Source organism: Aeromonas sp. R10-1 (assembly GCF_040908465.1).
Taxonomy (GTDB): Bacteria; Pseudomonadota; Gammaproteobacteria; order Enterobacterales; family Aeromonadaceae; genus Aeromonas; species Aeromonas caviae.
On record NZ_JBFODT010000005.1, the window covers coordinates 99,152 to 115,082 of the forward strand.

14 protein-coding genes are annotated in these 15,931 nt (G+C 60.5%); 12 read left to right on the forward strand and 2 right to left on the reverse strand.

Annotation, left to right across the window (positions count from 1 at the left end):
* Window positions 1-52: 52 nt before the first annotated feature.
* A complete protein-coding gene (locus tag AB5Y93_RS01690; RefSeq protein ID WP_368228705.1) occupies window positions 53-967 on the reverse strand; it encodes a LysR family transcriptional regulator in 915 nt (304 codons plus the stop codon).
* A 120-nt stretch (window positions 968-1,087) separates the two neighbouring features.
* Between AB5Y93_RS01690 and AB5Y93_RS01695 the strand changes: the two genes are divergently transcribed.
* The 3 genes from AB5Y93_RS01695 to oxyR all read left to right on the forward strand — a co-directional run bounded on the left by AB5Y93_RS01695 (window position 1,088) and on the right by oxyR (window position 3,690).
* Window positions 1,088-1,945, forward strand: coding sequence for a Vmh family MBL fold metallo-hydrolase (locus AB5Y93_RS01695; RefSeq protein ID WP_124244328.1), 858 nt, complete (start codon window positions 1,088-1,090; stop codon window positions 1,943-1,945).
* 74 nt (window positions 1,946-2,019) lie between these two features.
* Window positions 2,020-2,664, forward strand: a complete 645-nt coding sequence (locus tag AB5Y93_RS01700) for a DsbA family protein (protein ID WP_368228706.1) — start codon at window positions 2,020-2,022, stop codon at window positions 2,662-2,664.
* A gap of 129 nt (window positions 2,665-2,793) precedes the next feature.
* Window positions 2,794-3,690: a DNA-binding transcriptional regulator OxyR gene (oxyR, locus tag AB5Y93_RS01705; protein WP_368228707.1), complete on the forward strand. Its 897-nt coding sequence runs from the start codon at window positions 2,794-2,796 to the stop codon at window positions 3,688-3,690.
* 70 nt (window positions 3,691-3,760) lie between these two features.
* Here oxyR and AB5Y93_RS01710 read toward each other — a convergent pair whose 3' ends face one another.
* Window positions 3,761-6,250: a penicillin-binding protein 1A gene (locus tag AB5Y93_RS01710; protein WP_010673818.1), complete on the reverse strand. Its 2,490-nt coding sequence runs from the start codon at window positions 6,248-6,250 to the stop codon at window positions 3,761-3,763.
* Between the two features lie 298 nt (window positions 6,251-6,548).
* On the opposite strand from AB5Y93_RS01710, the gene tapM reads away from it, so the two are divergent.
* The 9 genes from tapM (at window position 6,549) to AB5Y93_RS01755 (ending at window position 15,813) form a co-directional block, all read left to right on the forward strand.
* Window positions 6,549-7,610 carry a PilM family type IVa pilus assembly protein TapM gene (gene tapM / locus AB5Y93_RS01715; protein WP_368228708.1) on the forward strand — a complete coding sequence of 354 codons (1,062 nt, stop codon included), beginning with the start codon at window positions 6,549-6,551 and terminating at the stop codon, window positions 7,608-7,610.
* Window positions 7,598-8,167: a PilN family type IV pilus biogenesis protein TapN gene (tapN, locus tag AB5Y93_RS01720; RefSeq protein ID WP_039039579.1), complete on the forward strand. Its 570-nt coding sequence runs from the start codon at window positions 7,598-7,600 to the stop codon at window positions 8,165-8,167. The genes tapM and tapN overlap by 13 nt, the downstream gene beginning before the upstream one ends.
* On the forward strand, window positions 8,164-8,760 hold the full coding sequence (gene tapO / locus AB5Y93_RS01725; protein ID WP_368228709.1) for a PilO family type IV pilus biogenesis protein TapO: 597 nt from the start codon (window positions 8,164-8,166) through the stop codon (window positions 8,758-8,760). The genes tapN and tapO overlap by 4 nt, the downstream gene beginning before the upstream one ends.
* A 2-nt stretch (window positions 8,761-8,762) precedes the next feature.
* Window positions 8,763-9,290, forward strand: coding sequence for a pilus assembly protein PilP (locus tag AB5Y93_RS01730; RefSeq protein WP_029314119.1), 528 nt, complete (start codon window positions 8,763-8,765; stop codon window positions 9,288-9,290).
* Between the two features lie 16 nt (window positions 9,291-9,306).
* Window positions 9,307-11,514, forward strand: a complete 2,208-nt coding sequence (locus AB5Y93_RS01735; RefSeq protein WP_069652139.1) for a type IV pilus secretin PilQ — start codon at window positions 9,307-9,309, stop codon at window positions 11,512-11,514.
* 191 nt (window positions 11,515-11,705) lie between these two features.
* The gene (gene aroK, locus AB5Y93_RS01740) at window positions 11,706-12,224 is read left to right on the forward strand and encodes a shikimate kinase AroK (protein WP_010673824.1); all 519 of its coding nucleotides are present in this window, start codon (window positions 11,706-11,708) and stop codon (window positions 12,222-12,224) included.
* A gap of 17 nt (window positions 12,225-12,241) precedes the next feature.
* Window positions 12,242-13,324, forward strand: coding sequence for a 3-dehydroquinate synthase (gene aroB, locus AB5Y93_RS01745; protein WP_182935372.1), 1,083 nt, complete (start codon window positions 12,242-12,244; stop codon window positions 13,322-13,324).
* A complete protein-coding gene (locus AB5Y93_RS01750) occupies window positions 13,314-14,870 on the forward strand; it encodes an SPOR domain-containing protein (RefSeq protein ID WP_319859105.1) in 1,557 nt (518 codons plus the stop codon). The genes aroB and AB5Y93_RS01750 overlap by 11 nt, the downstream gene beginning before the upstream one ends.
* Window positions 14,871-14,940: 70 nt before the next feature.
* The gene (locus AB5Y93_RS01755; protein WP_029314124.1) at window positions 14,941-15,813 is read left to right on the forward strand and encodes a Dam family site-specific DNA-(adenine-N6)-methyltransferase; all 873 of its coding nucleotides are present in this window, start codon (window positions 14,941-14,943) and stop codon (window positions 15,811-15,813) included.
* Window positions 15,814-15,931 lie beyond the last annotated feature (118 nt).

The window sequence follows — 15,931 nt, forward strand, 5'->3', positions numbered from 1 at the left end:
GGATGGAGCAAAGAGGGGCCGCGAGTCCCCTTTTTTGTGCGGCTCGCAGGGATCAGAGAGAGGGAGGGGCTTCCTGCCACAGGGGATCGTCCGCCATCCGCTCCACGAGAAAGTCGAGGAAGCTGCGCAGCAGGGGGGACATCTGTTTGCGGGTGCCATAAACGGCATAGACGCCGAGGCGCTTGGGCTGCCACGGGGTGAGCAGGGGGACCAGGGCGCCGCTTGCCAGATGGGGCTGAACCGAGTAGGCGGGTTGCAGGCTGATCCCCGCCCCGTCCAGGGTGGCGGCCAGCAGCAGGTTGGAGATGTTGGCGCTGAGGTTGCCGCTCACCGGGACGGATTCGGGACCATCGGGCCCCAGAAACTCCCACAGGCTCTTGCCGAAATAGGTGTAGGTGAGGCAGTTGTGCAGTGCCAGATCCTGCACCTGCTGCGGCGGAGCATGGCGGGCCAGGTAGGCGGGGCTGGCGCACACCACCGAGTGGCAGGTGCCGAGCCTGCGGGCCACCAGGTTGGGATCGAGGTCGTTGGTGATGCGCAGGGCGAGATCGATTCGCTCCTCCACCAGATTGACCGTCCGGTCCAGCAGCAGGATGTCGATCGCCGTGCCGGGGTAATGGGCCAGGTAGTCGTTCGCCGCCTCGACCAGCAGGGCTTCGGAGAGAGAGTAGCTGCTGGTGATGCGCAGTTGCCCCTTGGGGGCCTCGTCATGGCGGATGGCCAGGTGTTCCATCTCTTCCCCCAGGGCCAGCATGGCTCTGGCCCGGTTCAGCGCCTCTTCTCCCGGCCCGGTCAGGCTCAGCCGGCGGGTGGTGCGGTGCAGCAATCTGGCCCCCATCCAGCGTTCCAGTTCGGCCAGGTAGCGCGACACCATGGCACGGGACATCTCCAGTTTCTCCCCGGCGCCGCTCAGGCTGCCCTGTTCCACTACGCAGACAAAGACCCGCAATGCGGTCAGCCTATCCATCTTGTGCCCCTATATGCTCGGTTTGTGCAACAGTGATGCGCCTATTATGCGGTATTTGTATCGATGGTGATGCAATAAACTGCGCTCATTCCATTAATCCACACCGATGAGCGTTATCTGATGAACAACACACTGCGTACCCTGACCCTGACCAGCCTCCTGATGACGGGTTCCGCCCTGGCGGCCCCCCTGACCGTGACCGTCTACAACCCCGGCGAGAAGGCGATCTTCCCGGTCTCCTCTTCCCTGGTGACTGGCGACAAAGAAGCCATCCTGATCGATGCCCAGTTCGATGTGCAACATGGCCAGGCGCTGGTGGACATGATCAAGAAGAGCGGCAAGAAGCTGACCACTGTCTATATCAGTGCCGGTGACCCCGACTTCTACTTCGGTCTGGAACCCGTCATGGCGGCGTTCCCGGATGTCAAAGTGTTGGCCGACCAGCATGTGGTCGACCATATCAAGCAGACCAAGGATGCCAAGCTGAGCTACTGGGGCCCGATCCTGGGCAAGGATGCACCCAAGAGCCTGACCGTGCCGCAAGTGATGACGGCCAGCCACCTGACCCTGGATGGCGAGAAGATTGAAATCAAAGAGATGAACACCCCGAATGCCTACCTCTGGGCCCCTTCCATCAAGACGGCCTTTGGTGGTGTGCCGGTCTACAGCGGCGTGCACGTCTGGATGGCGGACAGCCAGTCCAAGGCCGCTCGCAGCAACTGGGTCAAGGCGCTGAACAACCTGCTGGCGCTGAAACCCGAGCGTGTGGTGCCGGGTCATTTCCTGGGGACTGCGCCCAAGGGTACCGAAGCCGTGACCTTCACCCGTGACTACGTGCAGCGCTTTGAGCAAGAGCTGGCCAAAGCAAAGCACTCCGGCCAGCTGATTGAAGCGCTGAAGAAGGCTTACCCCTCCCTGCCGGTCGACGATGGCCTGGCCATCGGTGCCAAGGTCAATACCGGCGAGATGAAGTGGTAACTCCCTGACGCCTACTTCCCTGTGTTTTTTACCGGGCCCGAGGGCCCGGTTTTTTATCCTGCATTGAAGCGAGAATGATGATGAACGAAGCGCAAACAACCCTTCATTATGTCTATGACCCCCTCTGTGGCTGGTGCTATGGCGCCGCCCCCCTGCTGAAAGCCGTTGCCGAGATCCCGGGCCTTCGCATCGAACTGCATGGGGGGGGCCTCTGGATGGGCGCCAGGCGCCAGGCCATGGGCCAGCCCCTGCGGGACTATGTGCGCCCCCATGACGAGCGCATCCACGCCCTCACCGGACAGCGCTTTGGTGAGCGCTACTTCAACGAGCTCCTGCTCAACGAGTCACTGCTCCTCGACTCCGAGCCGCCCATTCGCGCCGTTCTGGCGGTGAGCGAGCTTGGCGGCGACGGCCTTGCCTTGTTGCACCGCATCCAGGAGACCCACTACCGGGATGGGGAATGGGTCGGTTCCCCGACACGGCTGGCGGCGCTCGCGCGGGAGCAGGGGCTGACACCGGAAGCATTCGCCCTGGCCTTTGGTCGGGTCGATCTTGTGGGCCATCTGGCCACAAGCCAGGCGTGGCTGCGCCGGCTCGGCGGGCAGGGGTTCCCGACCCTGGGATTGATGCAAGGGGAGCGCGTCGTTGCGCTGCCTGTCTCCTCCTATCTGGGAGAGCCAGCGGCGTTCGCGGATCACATCACCTCCCTGATGGGGTGAGTCTCTCGCCCATCGCCTGCGGCTTGTCAAAGGAGAGGGAGAGGGCAGACCCGTCTGCGCGCCTCCCTTGTCCCCCGCACCGTTCTTGTGCATGCTATCGGCCTCATTGAACGGCAGGATGCAGTACCTATGAACCTTCGCGATCTCGAATATCTGGTAGCGCTGGAAGAGGAGAAACACTTTCGTAAGGCAGCGGAGCGCTGCTTTGTCAGCCAGCCGACCCTGAGTGGCCAGCTGCGCAAGCTGGAAGATGAACTGGGAGTGATCCTCATCGAGCGCACCTCCCGCAAGGTGCTGTTCACGCCCGCCGGCGATGCCATGGCCCGTCAGGCGCGCAAGGTGCTCAAAGAGGCGCGAGAGCTCAAGAGCATAGGCCAGCACTTCGCCGAGCCCATGTCCGGCGAGATCCACATCGGTTTCATTCCCACCGTGGGCCCCTACCTGCTGCCCCACATCATCCAGGATCTGCGTGAACACTTCCCCAAGCTGGAGTTCTACCTCTACGAAGATCAGACCCAGGTGCTGCTCAAGCGGCTGGAGGAGGGGGAGCTGGATTGCCTCGTGCTGGCGGAGCTGGAAGGGATGGAGGGGTTTGGCGCCATCCCCCTCTATCAGGAGCCCATGTGGCTGGCCGTGCCTCAGCATCACCCGGAGGCGAGCGCCAAGGCGGTGCCCCTGCACAATCTCAAGGGCAAGAAATTGCTGATGCTGGCCGACGGTCACTGCCTGCGGGATCAGGCGATGGGTTACTGTTTTGCCGCGGGCATCGGTGAGGATCAGCGCTTCAAGGGCACCAGTCTGGAGACCTTGCGCAACATGGTCGCCGCTGGCAGCGGCATGACGCTGGTGCCCAGGCTCGCCGTGCCCGCCAACCCGGAGGAGGGGGGCGTCAGCTATCGTCCGGTAATCAACCCCGTGCCGGGGCGCACCATCTCCCTGCTCTATCGTCACTACTCGGTTCGCCGCCCCTGCTTCAATGAGCTGGCGGCCCGCATCTCGAGTCTGATGAAAGCCCTGCTGGGCTGACGCAGCCCGCTCGTCATCCCGAAACAAAAACCGGCGCCTGGGCGCCGGTTTTTGTTGTTTCTAGGGGGACCTAGAAGATGTCGTCGGTGGAGACGGGACCGTCTGTGGTCGCATCGTCACCGCCATACACCTGGTTGCCATCGGAGATCTGGCTCGCGTAGCGGGTGGGCTCTGTGCCCTCCTTGAAGAACTCCTCCGTGGTACTGCCATCGGCGCGATTGGTCAGCAGACCGGTTTCACGATCGATGCGGACCTGCATGATCCCTTCGGGGACCGGCATCTTGCGCTCGGGCACCTGTTGCAGAGCCGTCTTCATGAAGTCAATCCAGATGGGCTGGGCGGCACCACCGCCAAACTCGGCCCGGCCCAGACCGCGCTGGTGGTTGTCAAAACCGATCCAGGAGGTGGCCACCAGATTTGGGGTATAGCCGGAGAACCAGGCATCCCGGGATTCGTTGGTGGTCCCCGTCTTGCCCGAGATGTCGTGACGCTTGAGGTCACGGGCTGCCCGCCAGCCGGTACCACGCCAGCCATTGCCACCCCAGATGGCGGTGGTCAGGGTGTCGGTGATGAGGAAGGCGCTCTGGGCACTGATGGTCTGCGGTGCCATGTTGTTGGGCACGACAGGATCGATGGGGCACTGGGCCTTCCAGTCTGCCGTGGTATTGGCATAGGCATCCGCGCTGTCGAGACCGGCGGCGGCCAGCACGCCGCAGTCGCGGCAGGCGGCGGCCGGGTTGGCCTCGAACAGGGGGGTGCCGAAGCTGTCAGTCACTTCGGTGATGAAGTAGGGGGTGACCTGGAAGCCGCCATTGGCCAGCACCGAGTAGCCGCGCACCACTTCCAGCGGGGTGAACTCCGCCGCACCCAGCGCCAGGGATTCGTTGGCGGAAATGTGATCACGGGCGAAGCCGAAGCGGGTCAGGCCGTCGATATAGGTATCCAGCCCGATGGCGCGCATCAGCCGGACCGACATCACGTTCTTGGACTTGGCAAGACCGAGGCGCAAGGTGGTCGGCCCTTCATAGATGGCGGGCGAGTTCTTGGGCTGCCACATGGGGCCCTTGGCAGGATCCCACTGGTTGATCGGTGCATCGTTGATGAGGGACGCCAGGGTATAGCCCTGCTCCAGCGCGGTGGCATAGAGGAAAGGCTTGATGTTGGAGCCGACCTGACGACGGGCCTGATCGACCCGGTTGAACTTGGAGAGCTCGAAGCTGAAGCCGCCGACCAGGGCCTCGATGGCGCCGTCTTGCGGGTTCATGGCCACCAGGGCGGCGTTGACGTCGGGGATCTGGGAGAGCAGCAACTCTTCCCCTTTCTCCCTGACCCAGATCTGGGCGCCGACTTTGAGTACATCCCGCGCCGATTTCGGGGCAAAGCCCTGGCGATCGTCGGTGATGAAGGCACGCGCCCACTTGATGCCATTCCAGCCCAGTTCGGCCTGTTTGCCATTCTTGAGCACCAGGGTGGCGCTCTTGTCGCCAAGCTGGGTGACCACGGCGGCCATCAGGGGCTGATAGGTCGGCTGCTTGGCCAGATGGGCCATGATCTGCTCGTAGTCCCAGGCCGTTTCACCGGCTTTCCACAGCAAGGCGGTCGGGCCACGGTAGCCGTGGCGGGTGTCGTAGTCGAAGACACCGTCCAGCAGCGCCTGATGGGCGGCGCGCTGACGCTTGGCGGTGACGGTGGTGTAGACGTGCAGCCCCATGGTGTAGGCATCTTCACCAAACTGCTCCACCATCTTCTGGCGCACCATCTCGCTCAGATAAGGGGCGTTCAGCGTGGTCTCGGCACCGTGAAAACGGGCCTTGACCGGCATCTTGGAGGCTTCGTCATACTGGGCCTGGGTGATTTTGCCGGTTTCCAGCATGCGACCCAGCACCACGTTGCGGCGGGCGAAGGCGCGCTCCGGGGAACGGATCGGGTTCAGCATGGAGGGTGCCTTGGGGAGACCCGCGATGATGGCGATCTCGTCCAGGGTCAGATCCTTGACCTCCTTGCCGAAGTAGACCTGGGCGGCCGCGCCGACCCCGAATGCCCGGTAGCCGAGGGGGATCTTGTTGAGATAGAGGGTGAGGATCTCGTCCTTGGAGAGGTTCTGCTCGATGCGCCAGGCGAGGAACACTTCCTTGATCTTGCGTACCAGGGTCTTCTCGTTGCTCAGGAAGAAGTTGCGGGCCACCTGCTGGGTAATGGTACTGGCGCCCTGGCGCGCCTGGCCGGAGACGGCCCAGACGGTGGCGGCACGGATGATGCCGATGGGGTCTATGCCCGGGTGCTCATAGAAGCGGGCATCTTCGGTGGCGAGTACAGCATCGATCATGGACTGGGGAATTTCGTCCAGCCGCAGGGGGATGCGACGAATTTCGCCAAACTGGGAGATCAATTCCCCGTCCCGGCTGTAGACCTTCATGGGGGTAGCCAGTTTGACATCGCGCAGGGCGCTGACGTCCGGCAACTGGGGCTTGATGTAGAAGTAGATGCCGATGAGGCTGGCAACGCCCAGCACAGCACCCAGCATCATGACAATAAACAGGCGAACGAGCCATTTCAGCATGGAAGAACTACCAATCGTCTTAAAATTAGCCAACGGGCGCAGAGTATAGCCTTTTTACCCTCGCGGATTCGAGGTTTTCCTGTCCGCAAACAGGCGACCCCGAGAAGAGGCGGGAGGGTAGCACTCCAGGGCACAATTACCAAGGGGGCCGCAATCAAGGCCGAAAGGAGAGGGGCGTCAACTTTTGACACAAACTTTATGACATTGATAGATAGAGCATTATATTGAGTTAAGCCGTCACATCATGACGCGCTGTCCTACAATAAGTCCGAAAACCCAATAACGCATGGATGTGTATATGTTTGGGCTATTAAGTAAGGGATCCCTCGTCTCCATGGCGGGCATTGATTTTGGCAGTCAAACCATCAAGGCCGTCACCATCAGCGGACGTCCCGGCAAGGTGCACCTCGGTTCGGTTGCCGAGATTCCCATGCCAAGAGGAACGCTGGTCGACTATCAACTTCAGGACATTGAACGGGTCAGTCAGTCCCTCAAGTCGCTCAAGCGGCTCATGCAGGGGGATTGCCAGAACGTGGCCACGGCCGTGACCGGTTCCAACGTCATCACCAAGATCATTCAGGTCGATACCAACATCAACGAGAGCGAGCTGGAGAACCAGGTTCACCTGGAAGCAGAGCAGCTCATCCCCTTTCCCCTCGATGAAGTGAGCCTGGATTTTGAAATCCTCGGCATGGCGGGCGACAACGGGCGTCAGGAGGTCCTGCTCAGTGCCGCGCGGACCGAGAGCGTCAGTGGCCGGGTCAGTGCCCTGACGGAGGCAGGCATGACGACCATGGTGGTGGATGTGGGGGCCCATGCGCTCGGACGCGCCGTGCTGGCCTGCCTGCCCGACCTGCAAACCTCGGAGAAACCGGTTGGCATCGTCGACATCGGTGCCAGCGCTCTGACTTTCGCCGCCCTGCTACGGGGCCAGGTCATCTATTCCCGGTTGCAGAATTTTGGTGGTGATCAATACAGCCAGGCATTGGCCTCTTTTTACAGCATGAGTATGGAAGAGGCGGAACTGGCCAAGCTCCAGGGCTCCCTGCCTGCGGATCATGAGGTGGATGTCCTGTTGCCTCACCTCAGCACCCTGGTGTTGCAGATACGGCGCAACGTGCAGCTGTTTTGCAGCTCTTCGGGGAACAAGGAGCTCTCCAGGCTGGTGCTGACCGGAGGGGGGAGCCTGCTGCCGGGGCTGGCCGGACAAATCGGCAGCGAGCTCAACTGCGAGGTGCTGCATCCCGATCCCTTTGCACTCTTTGGCAAGCCGCAGGGAGAGGGAGGGCTGATTCATGGGGCCAAGTACATGACGGCGCTCGGGCTGGCACTGAGGAGCTTCACACCATGTCAAATATAAACCTTCTGCCCTGGCGGCAGGCTCGGGCGCAGCGTCAGAAGAAACAATTCGGCATCCTGTTCGGTCTGTTCCTGGCGGGGACGGCAGCCATCGCCTTTGCCGCAGACTGGCTGGTGCAGCAGCAGATCGGTTACCAGCAGCAGCGCAATCAGCGGTTGCAGCAGGAGATGGCAACCCTGGACACCCAGCTTGGGGAGATCAGGCTTCTCAAGGAGCGGCGCAAGGAGTTGATTGACCGCATGCAACTCATCGAGCAGTTGCAGATGCGCCGCAACATCCCTGTGCGTCTGTTCAATCAGCTGCCGGTGCTGGTCCCCAATGGGGTGTATCTTGATAGCCTTGCTCTGCAAAACAACAAGATAGACGTGAAGGGAAAGACCGAAGCCTATGGCAGGGTAGCCAGCATGATGCGCCGAATCGACGGTTCCGGCTGGCTGACACAATCCCAGCTCAGCACCATTTTCACGGCCGAGGTGGCCCCCATCGCCCTGAGCCAGTTCTCCATGATGTTCCAGATTGCCACGGCGCTACCCAACGTGGCTAAGGGGCAAAAATGAACCTGCAACAACTCAACGACCTGGATCTCAATGACATTGCCCGCTGGCCGCCGATCGCCAAGGGCATCTTTGTCTTCTTCTGCTGTGCTCTGCTTGGCGGGGCACTCTATTACTACGTGATTGCCAATTCCCTGGCGGCCCTGGGTCGTGAAGCCGCAAAAGAGACTGAGCTCAAGGGACAATTCGAGAGCAAGGCCATGCTGGCCGCGAACCTGGAAGCATACAGAAAGCAGATGGTCCAGCTGGAACATCTGGTCGACACCCAGCTCAAACAGCTGCCCAACACCCACGAAGTCGCCGGTTTGCTGGATGACATCAGCTTCATTGCCACCGACAACGGTTTGACATTGAGCAGGATCAACTGGGAGCCAGAGGTGAAACACGAGTTCTCCACCGAGCTGCCCATGCGCATCGAGGTCGTGGGCACCTATCACGAACTTGGCAAGTTCACGGCGGACATGGCTGCTTTGCCCCGCATCGTGATCCTGGATTCTTTCCAGCTCAGCCAGGGGAAGGGCGGTGAGCTGATCGGTATGTCCATGCAGGCCAAGACCTACAAGTACAACGGCAAAACCGTGGAGAAAAAGCCATGAGCATGAGAGCGGGCGTACTTCTCTTGTCGGCGCTGCTGTTGACGGCCTGTGGGGGACAGGAGGACATGGATGAGTATGTCAAACAGACCAAGGCCAGAAAGCCGGTACCGATCGAATCTTTGCCGGAGATAAAGCCCTTCTCTCCCATGGTCTATCAACGCAGCGATCAGCGTAGTCCGTTCATTGCACCCCAGCCGGAAACCAGTTCCAGGCTGGATGCCAAGGCCAAGCCGGACTGTGCCCAGATAGTGGCCAATCGGGAAAAGGAGGTGCTGGAACGCTACTCGCTTGCCAGCCTGAGCATGAAAGGCTCCATCGGCAAGCAGGGGCAGTTGTGGGCATTGATCAAAACCCCGGACGGGCAAGCCGTGCGCGTCGGGCTCAACCAGCACATGGGGCTGGATCAGGGCAGGGTCATCAAGATAACGAACACGCATGTTGACTTGATGGAGACGGTACCGGATGGCAAAGGATGCTGGGTCACCCGAGAAACCCAGCTGGCCATGGCCAATCTCGACGCAAAACTATGATCAGGGATGAGCAGAGATGAGAACAACAATAAGAAGGATGACCGGTGTGGCGCTGCTGTGGCTGGGCGGATGCACTCAGGTGTGGGCAGTACCCGCGTTGCAGGAGGTCAAGGTGAATCCCCTGCTGGCCGATCAACTCCTGCTGGAGCTCAGCTTCAGCGAACCGGTCAGCGGTTTTACGGACAGGTTGACCTATGAACCCAATCAGCTTCTGCTGCACGTACCCGGGGCCATCGGTGCCCTGACGGTCAATCCCCTGCCCATCAAGCAGCAAGGGGTGAACAACCTCCTGGTGGAGGGAAAGGGGCAGGGGCTCGACATCAAGATCGCCCTCGATCAGCTCACCCCCTATCAGGTCCATCAGCAGGGCAATAAATTGCTGGTGGCGCTGGGAGACAAGGCAGGGCAGCCGGTCGCTTCCTCGGCGGCGCCTGTTGCAGCCAGCCAGTCTGCGCTCGTCAGAAGCCAGCCGGTGACTCAGTCTGCATTGATTGACACCCAGCGAGTTGCCCAGAACCAGTCCCAGTATCAGGCTCAGCCTGCCGTGGCTTCTTCGCCCGTTGCCCCCGGCAAGCCGGTGTTGTCCGTGTCTCAGGCAAACATGGGTGGCGCCTACTTCAACTCGGTCAAGGGCGTGGATTTTCGCCGTGGCAAGGAGGGGCAGGGGGAATTCCTCGTGACGCTGGACAACAGTTCGGCGGCGGTGGATGTCAGCAGCCGTGGTCAGAAAGTGCTGGCCAAGTTCCACGGTACCCGGGTGCCTGATGATCAGCTCAACCTCATCAATGTGCAGGACTTTGCTACCCCGGTCTCCCAGGTGGAGGTGTTCCGCCAGGGCAATGACACCCTGTTCGAGCTCTCGGTGAACGGCCAGTTTGACTACCGTTATGATCAGGCCGACAAGATGTTCATCATCGAGGTGAAAAAACGGGTGGCCACCACGGCGGCGAAGCAGTACCAAGGCAAGCCCATCTCATTGAACTTCCAGGATATTCCTGTTCGTACCGTGTTGCAGATCATCGCCGATTTCAACAATCTGAACCTGGTGACCACGGACTCGGTCTCCGGCAACATCACGCTGCGCCTCGATGGCGTGCCCTGGGAGCAGGCGCTGGACATCATCCTCAAGGTCAGAGGGCTGGACAAACGGCTGGACAACAACATCCTGCTGGTTGCGCCGGCGGACGAGATTGCCGCTCGCGAGAAACAGCAGATGGAGAGTCGTAACCAGGTGGCGGATCTCGCTCCCCTCTACACCGAGTATCTGCAGATCAACTATGCCAAGGCATCGGAAGTGGCGGCCCTGCTCTCCTCCGAGAGTACCAAGCTGCTCTCCCCCAGAGGCGCGGTCAGCGTGGATGAACGTACCAACGTGCTGGTGGTCAAGGACACGGCGGATGTCATCAGCAACGTCAAGCGGATGCTGGATATCCTCGATATCCCGGTCAAGCAGGTGGTGATCGAGGCGCGCATGGTGACCATTGATGATGGTTTCGATGAGGCTCTGGGGGTGCGCTGGGGGGTGACCAAGACAGACGGTCATGGCAACGGCACCTCGGGCACCATAGAGGGCAATGATGGCGCCGGAAACAATGATGGCAGTTCCACCATCACTCGCCCCAACGTAGAAGACAGACTCAACGTCAACCTGCCGGTGACCAACGCGGCCGGCACGCTGGCGTTCCAAGTTGCCCGTCTTGCCAATGGCACCCTTCTGGATCTTGAGCTCTCGGCTCTGGAAAAGGAGAGCAAGGCCGAGATCATCGCCAGTCCGCGTGTCACCACGGCCAACCAGAAGCCGGCCCTGATCGAGCAGGGGACCGAGATCCCCTATGTGGAGTCCTCTTCCAGCGGGGCGACTTCGGTCACCTTCAAGAAGGCGGTGCTGAGCCTCAAGGTCACGCCGCAGATCACCCCGGACAACAGGGTGATCCTGGACTTGACCGTGACTCAGGATACCAAGGGGGAAACCGTGCCGACCGGGACCGGGGATGCGGTGTCCATCAACGCCCAGTCCATCACCACCCAGGTGTTGGTCAACAACGGTGAAACTCTGGTGCTTGGCGGCATCTATCAACAGACCATCAAGAGCGATGTCAGCAAGGTGCCGCTGCTGGGGGATATCCCCGGGTTGGGCTATCTGTTCAAGAAAACCACCAGTGAAAACAAGAAGCGTGAACTGCTGATCTTCGTGACCCCGAGGATAGTGACCGACGCCCTCTGAAAACTTTACTTGTGAGAGTAAAACACATATAACCTTACGCCCCGATGAGGCTGGGGCGTAAGGGCTGCGGTTGCCAGTCCTGGTTTCTACTGAGATAATCCCCCTCCTGATCCAACGCAAGATAAGGTTCATAGGTACCCCGGTCGAGTGTTTACCGGGGCCATACAGTTTGTAATTACTAACGAAAAGACATGGCTGAGAAACGCAATATTTTCCTGATAGGTCCCATGGGTGCGGGCAAGAGCACCATAGGTAGACATCTGGCAGAACAACTGCACATGGAGTTTTTCGACTCAGATCATGAGATTGAGCGCCGCAGTGGTGCCGATATCGGCTGGGTGTTCGATGTTGAAGGCGAAGAAGGCTTCCGGATCCGCGAAGAGAAGGTGATCGGTGAGCTCGCCGAACAGCAGGGTATCGTGCTGGCAACGGGTGGCGGTGCCATCAAGAGCCGTGAAACCCGCAACAAACTCTCCGCACGCGGCATCGTGGTCTACCTCGAAACCACCATTGAAAAGCAATTGGCGCGAACCCAGAGAGACAAGCGTCGTCCCTTGCTGCAAACCGAAGAGCCGCCCCGTGAAGTGCTTGAGCGTCTTGCGCAAGAGCGCAACGCCCTGTACGAAGAGGTTGCTGATTTTGTCATCCAGACGGATGACCAGAGTGCCAAAGTTGTCGCTAATCAAATCGTCAAGTTGATTGGTATGTAATTCATTAGAGGACGTCCATGGAAAGGTTGAAGGTCGAACTGGGTGAACGCAGCTACCCGATAGAGATAGCTGCCGGTCTGCTGCAACGCCCCGAGGTACTGGCGCAGACGATCAAGGGCAAGCGGGTCATGATTGTGACCAATACCGTGGTCGCGCCCCTGTATCTTGAACAGATCATTCAGTTGCTGTCCGGTTTTCAGGTGGAACACCTGATCCTGCCCGATGGCGAGGCCTACAAAACCCTGGCGACCTTCGAGCGGATCATGTCTGCTCTGCTGGAAACCAGCCATGGTCGTGATACCACTCTGATCGCTCTGGGGGGCGGTGTGATAGGTGATGTTGTCGGCTTTGCTGCGGCAAGCTACCAACGAGGCATTCCGTTTATTCAGGTGCCTACCACGCTGCTCTCCCAGGTTGACTCTTCCGTCGGCGGCAAGACCGCCGTCAACCATCCCCTCGGCAAGAACATGGTGGGTGCCTTCTATCAGCCCAAGCATGTGATCATCGATACCGACTGTCTCAAGACCCTGCCTGCCCGGGAATTTGCCGCCGGCATGGCCGAGGTGATCAAATACGGCATCATCTGGGATGCCGCCTTCTTCTCCTGGCTTGAAACCAACATGACCCGCCTGCAGCGCCTCGACGGTAATGCACTCTCCTATGCCATTCGCCGCTGCTGCGAGATCAAGGCCGATGTGGTCGGTCAGGACGAGACCGAGCACGGCGTGCGCGCCTTGCTGAACCTGGGACATACCTTCGGCCATGCCATCGAGGCGGAGAAGGGTTATGGCAACTGGCTGCACGGTGAAGCCGTGGCGGCGGGAACCATGCTGGCGGCCGAGACGGCCCTGGCCCGTGGCGACATGACGGCGCAAGAGGTGGCACGAGTCCGCGATCTGCTGTTGGCCGCCGATTTGCCGGTCAAGGCACCGTCCGATATGGATTTTGCCGCCTTCATTCGCCATATGCGCCGTGACAAGAAGGTGCTGGAAGGCAAACTGAGGCTGGTGCTGCCGATCGGGATCGGACAGGCCCAGGTCGTGGCCGATGTGACAGACGAGCAATTGATGGCGGTGATCGAGTCTGGTCGTGACCACTAATAAATTGCTCAAACTGCCTTCTCAGCGGCAGTTGGTTGACCGGCTGCTGCACCTGATCGAGTTCAACCACCCCTTTGTTTTTCTCTCCGGCAAGCCAGGCAGTGGCCGTGGCACACTGTGCGAGTCGCTGCTTGCCCAACTGCCCGATGCGGTGCGGGTGGCCAGCCTCATCGGCAGCCCGTCCATGAAGATGGCGGATGTGCGCCAGTTGCTGTTGCAGCAGGTGGTGGCACGTCCCCTGTTCAACGCGCAGGATGCCCTGGCGGACAGCTTCTTTCGCATGGTGGGTGACAAGCCTGCCAGACTGCTGCTCATCATCGAACGTGCCGATACCTTGCCTGCCGAGCTGGTGGGGGAGTTGTGGGCGCTCTGTCGTCACAACGATACCCTGGCATCTCCTCATAAACTGGCCATCCTGCTCTCGGGTGATGACGCCTGGTGTCGCAACCAGAAGGCGCTCCTCAAGGGACGGGCCATGCCAGCCCTCGAGCTGGAAGTCGCGCCACTGAGCGCTCCTGAGCAACGTATCTTCTTGTATGAGAAGGCCAAAGAGCTCAAGATCCCGACTGCCCTCTTGCCCAAGCCGAAAGTGGAAGAGATCCTGAATGGGGCGGGCGGACATCCGTCAGCCATCATGCAGTTACTGGAGGATACCATGACCGACAGAAGGCCCAAGAAACGTCAGGCCGAGTTGCCCGTCAAGAAGATAGCGATCGTGCTTGCCCTGGTGGCGGGCGGGTTGCTGGCCCTGAGCTATCTGCCCCTGTTCGACAGTGCAGGCCAGGACCCCGCCCAGGCTCCGTCCCAGGGGACGGCGTTGCCCGATCCCGTCTCAAGCGATCCTGTGAGTGTCGGTGCGGCGAGCGGGGCTTTGGGTACTCAGGCGAGCAGTGGCGCCGCTGCCATCCCCTCAGGTAATCAGGTTGCCCGCGATTGGCAGTCCGATGCCAAGCCCTTGCCCAAGAAGGTCGAGAGCGAGACGGTCACCACGGAGTCAACCAACTATGAGGGGCGCCGGGTCGTCATCTCCGACGAAGTGGTCGAGAAATTGATGAACCAGCCGAACGTCAGCGGCGCCTTGCCCACGGCCGTGGTGGATGAGCTGGTGGGGAGCGGTTCCCGTGCGGTCCCGACCGGAACGACGGCCCAGGTCAAGAATCCGGCCCCGAACAGTGTCCCGGCCCGGACAGAGGCTCAACCGGCCAGTGGTGCGCAGACAGCGCCGGTCGCGGCCCCGGCGGCCAAGGTGGCGTTGACGCCGGTGGCGACTCTCAACAAGAAGCCGAAGAATCACTACAGCATCCAGTTGATGGGGGCGAGCAACACCAAGGCGGTAGACAGCTTTGTGGCCGAGCATGGCTTGGCGGGCAAGGTGTGGGTTTACAAGACCCGCTTCCGTGGCAGTCCCTGGTATGTGGTGGTGCAGGGAGACTACGCCAGCAGTGCCCAGGCCAAGGCGGCCATTCGCAAGCTGTCACCTGCCTTGCTCAAGGGACAACCCTGGCCCAAGTCATTCGCCCAGATACAAAAAGAATTGAAGCAATAGCCAGCCACCCGAAGAAGGGGGTAGAATCACCCCCCTTTTTTGGGCATAGCCTTGTCAACACCGGACTTCCATGAAAAAAACACGCGCGTTTTTAAAATGGGCCGGGGGAAAATACTCCCTGGTCGAAGAGATCGCCGAGCGTTTGCCGGCCGGGCGTGTGTTGCTGGAGCCCTTCGTCGGGGCGGGATCCGTGTTTCTCAACACGGATTACGACGCCTATGTGCTCAACGACATCAATCCGGATCTCATTGGCCTCTACAACCACCTCAAGCAGCAGCCGGACAGCTTCATCAGCGAGGCCCGCAAGCTGTTCGTGGCCGAGCACAACCACAAGACCGCCTATTATCGGCTGCGTACCCAGTTCAACCAGACCGCTGCCGGGTTTGAACGGGCTCAGTTGTTCCTGTTTTTGAATCGCCATGGTTTCAACGGCTTGTGCCGTTACAACAAGAAGGGGGGGTTCAACGTTCCCTTCGGTTCCTACAAGAAACCCTACTTCCCGGAGAAAGAGCTGTGGGCCTTTGCCGAGAAGGCGCAGAAGGCGACGTTCATCTGCGAAAGCTATGCCGACGCCATGGCCCGTGCAGAGGAAGACTGGGTGATCTACTGCGATCCGCCCTATGCCCCCCTCTCCACCACGGCGAGTTTCACCACCTATTCGGCAGGCGGTTTCACCCTGGACGATCAGGCGCTGCTGGCCAGGCTGGCTCGCCACACCGCCGCCCATAAAGGGGTGCCCGTGCTCATCAGCAACCATGACATCGAGTTGACCCGCGAGCTCTATCGTGGCGCCCGGCTCGACGAGATCCTGGTCAAGCGCACCATCAGCCGCAACGGCGGTGGTCGCAACAAGGTGGCCGAGCTGCTGGCGCTCTATCCGCCCGGCATCGAGCCCGAACAGGGCTATTATCCCGGTGAGGCGGAGCTGGTTGCCGTCGGCTGAGTGAACAACGGTCCCTGAGGGGGCCGTTGTCATTTCTGATGCTGCCGCTGGTATTCCGTGAGCCGCGCCTGGCATCGTTTGCCGGCGATGGTGCCGGAGCGGCGTGTTCTGTAGATGC

Excerpts from the sequence above, each read along its gene's own strand:
- AB5Y93_RS01695 (WP_124244328.1), top strand. The coding sequence starts at position 1,088 with ATGAACAACACACTGCGTACCCTGACCCTGACCAGCCTCCTGATGACG.
- AB5Y93_RS01690 (WP_368228705.1), bottom strand. The coding sequence starts at position 967 with ATGGATAGGCTGACCGCATTGCGGGTCTTTGTCTGCGTAGTGGAACAG.
- AB5Y93_RS01755 (WP_029314124.1), top strand. The coding sequence starts at position 14,941 with ATGAAAAAAACACGCGCGTTTTTAAAATGGGCCGGGGGAAAATACTCC.
- AB5Y93_RS01710 (WP_010673818.1), bottom strand. The coding sequence starts at position 6,250 with ATGCTGAAATGGCTCGTTCGCCTGTTTATTGTCATGATGCTGGGTGCT.
- tapN (WP_039039579.1), top strand. The coding sequence starts at position 7,598 with ATGTCAAATATAAACCTTCTGCCCTGGCGGCAGGCTCGGGCGCAGCGT.
- tapM (WP_368228708.1), top strand. The coding sequence starts at position 6,549 with ATGTTTGGGCTATTAAGTAAGGGATCCCTCGTCTCCATGGCGGGCATT.
- aroK (WP_010673824.1), top strand. The coding sequence starts at position 11,706 with ATGGCTGAGAAACGCAATATTTTCCTGATAGGTCCCATGGGTGCGGGC.
- tapO (WP_368228709.1), top strand. The coding sequence starts at position 8,164 with ATGAACCTGCAACAACTCAACGACCTGGATCTCAATGACATTGCCCGC.
- AB5Y93_RS01700 (WP_368228706.1), top strand. The coding sequence starts at position 2,020 with ATGATGATGAACGAAGCGCAAACAACCCTTCATTATGTCTATGACCCC.
- oxyR (WP_368228707.1), top strand. The coding sequence starts at position 2,794 with ATGAACCTTCGCGATCTCGAATATCTGGTAGCGCTGGAAGAGGAGAAA.
- AB5Y93_RS01735 (WP_069652139.1), top strand. The coding sequence starts at position 9,307 with ATGAGAACAACAATAAGAAGGATGACCGGTGTGGCGCTGCTGTGGCTG.
- AB5Y93_RS01730 (WP_029314119.1), top strand. The coding sequence starts at position 8,763 with ATGAGAGCGGGCGTACTTCTCTTGTCGGCGCTGCTGTTGACGGCCTGT.
- aroB (WP_182935372.1), top strand. The coding sequence starts at position 12,242 with ATGGAAAGGTTGAAGGTCGAACTGGGTGAACGCAGCTACCCGATAGAG.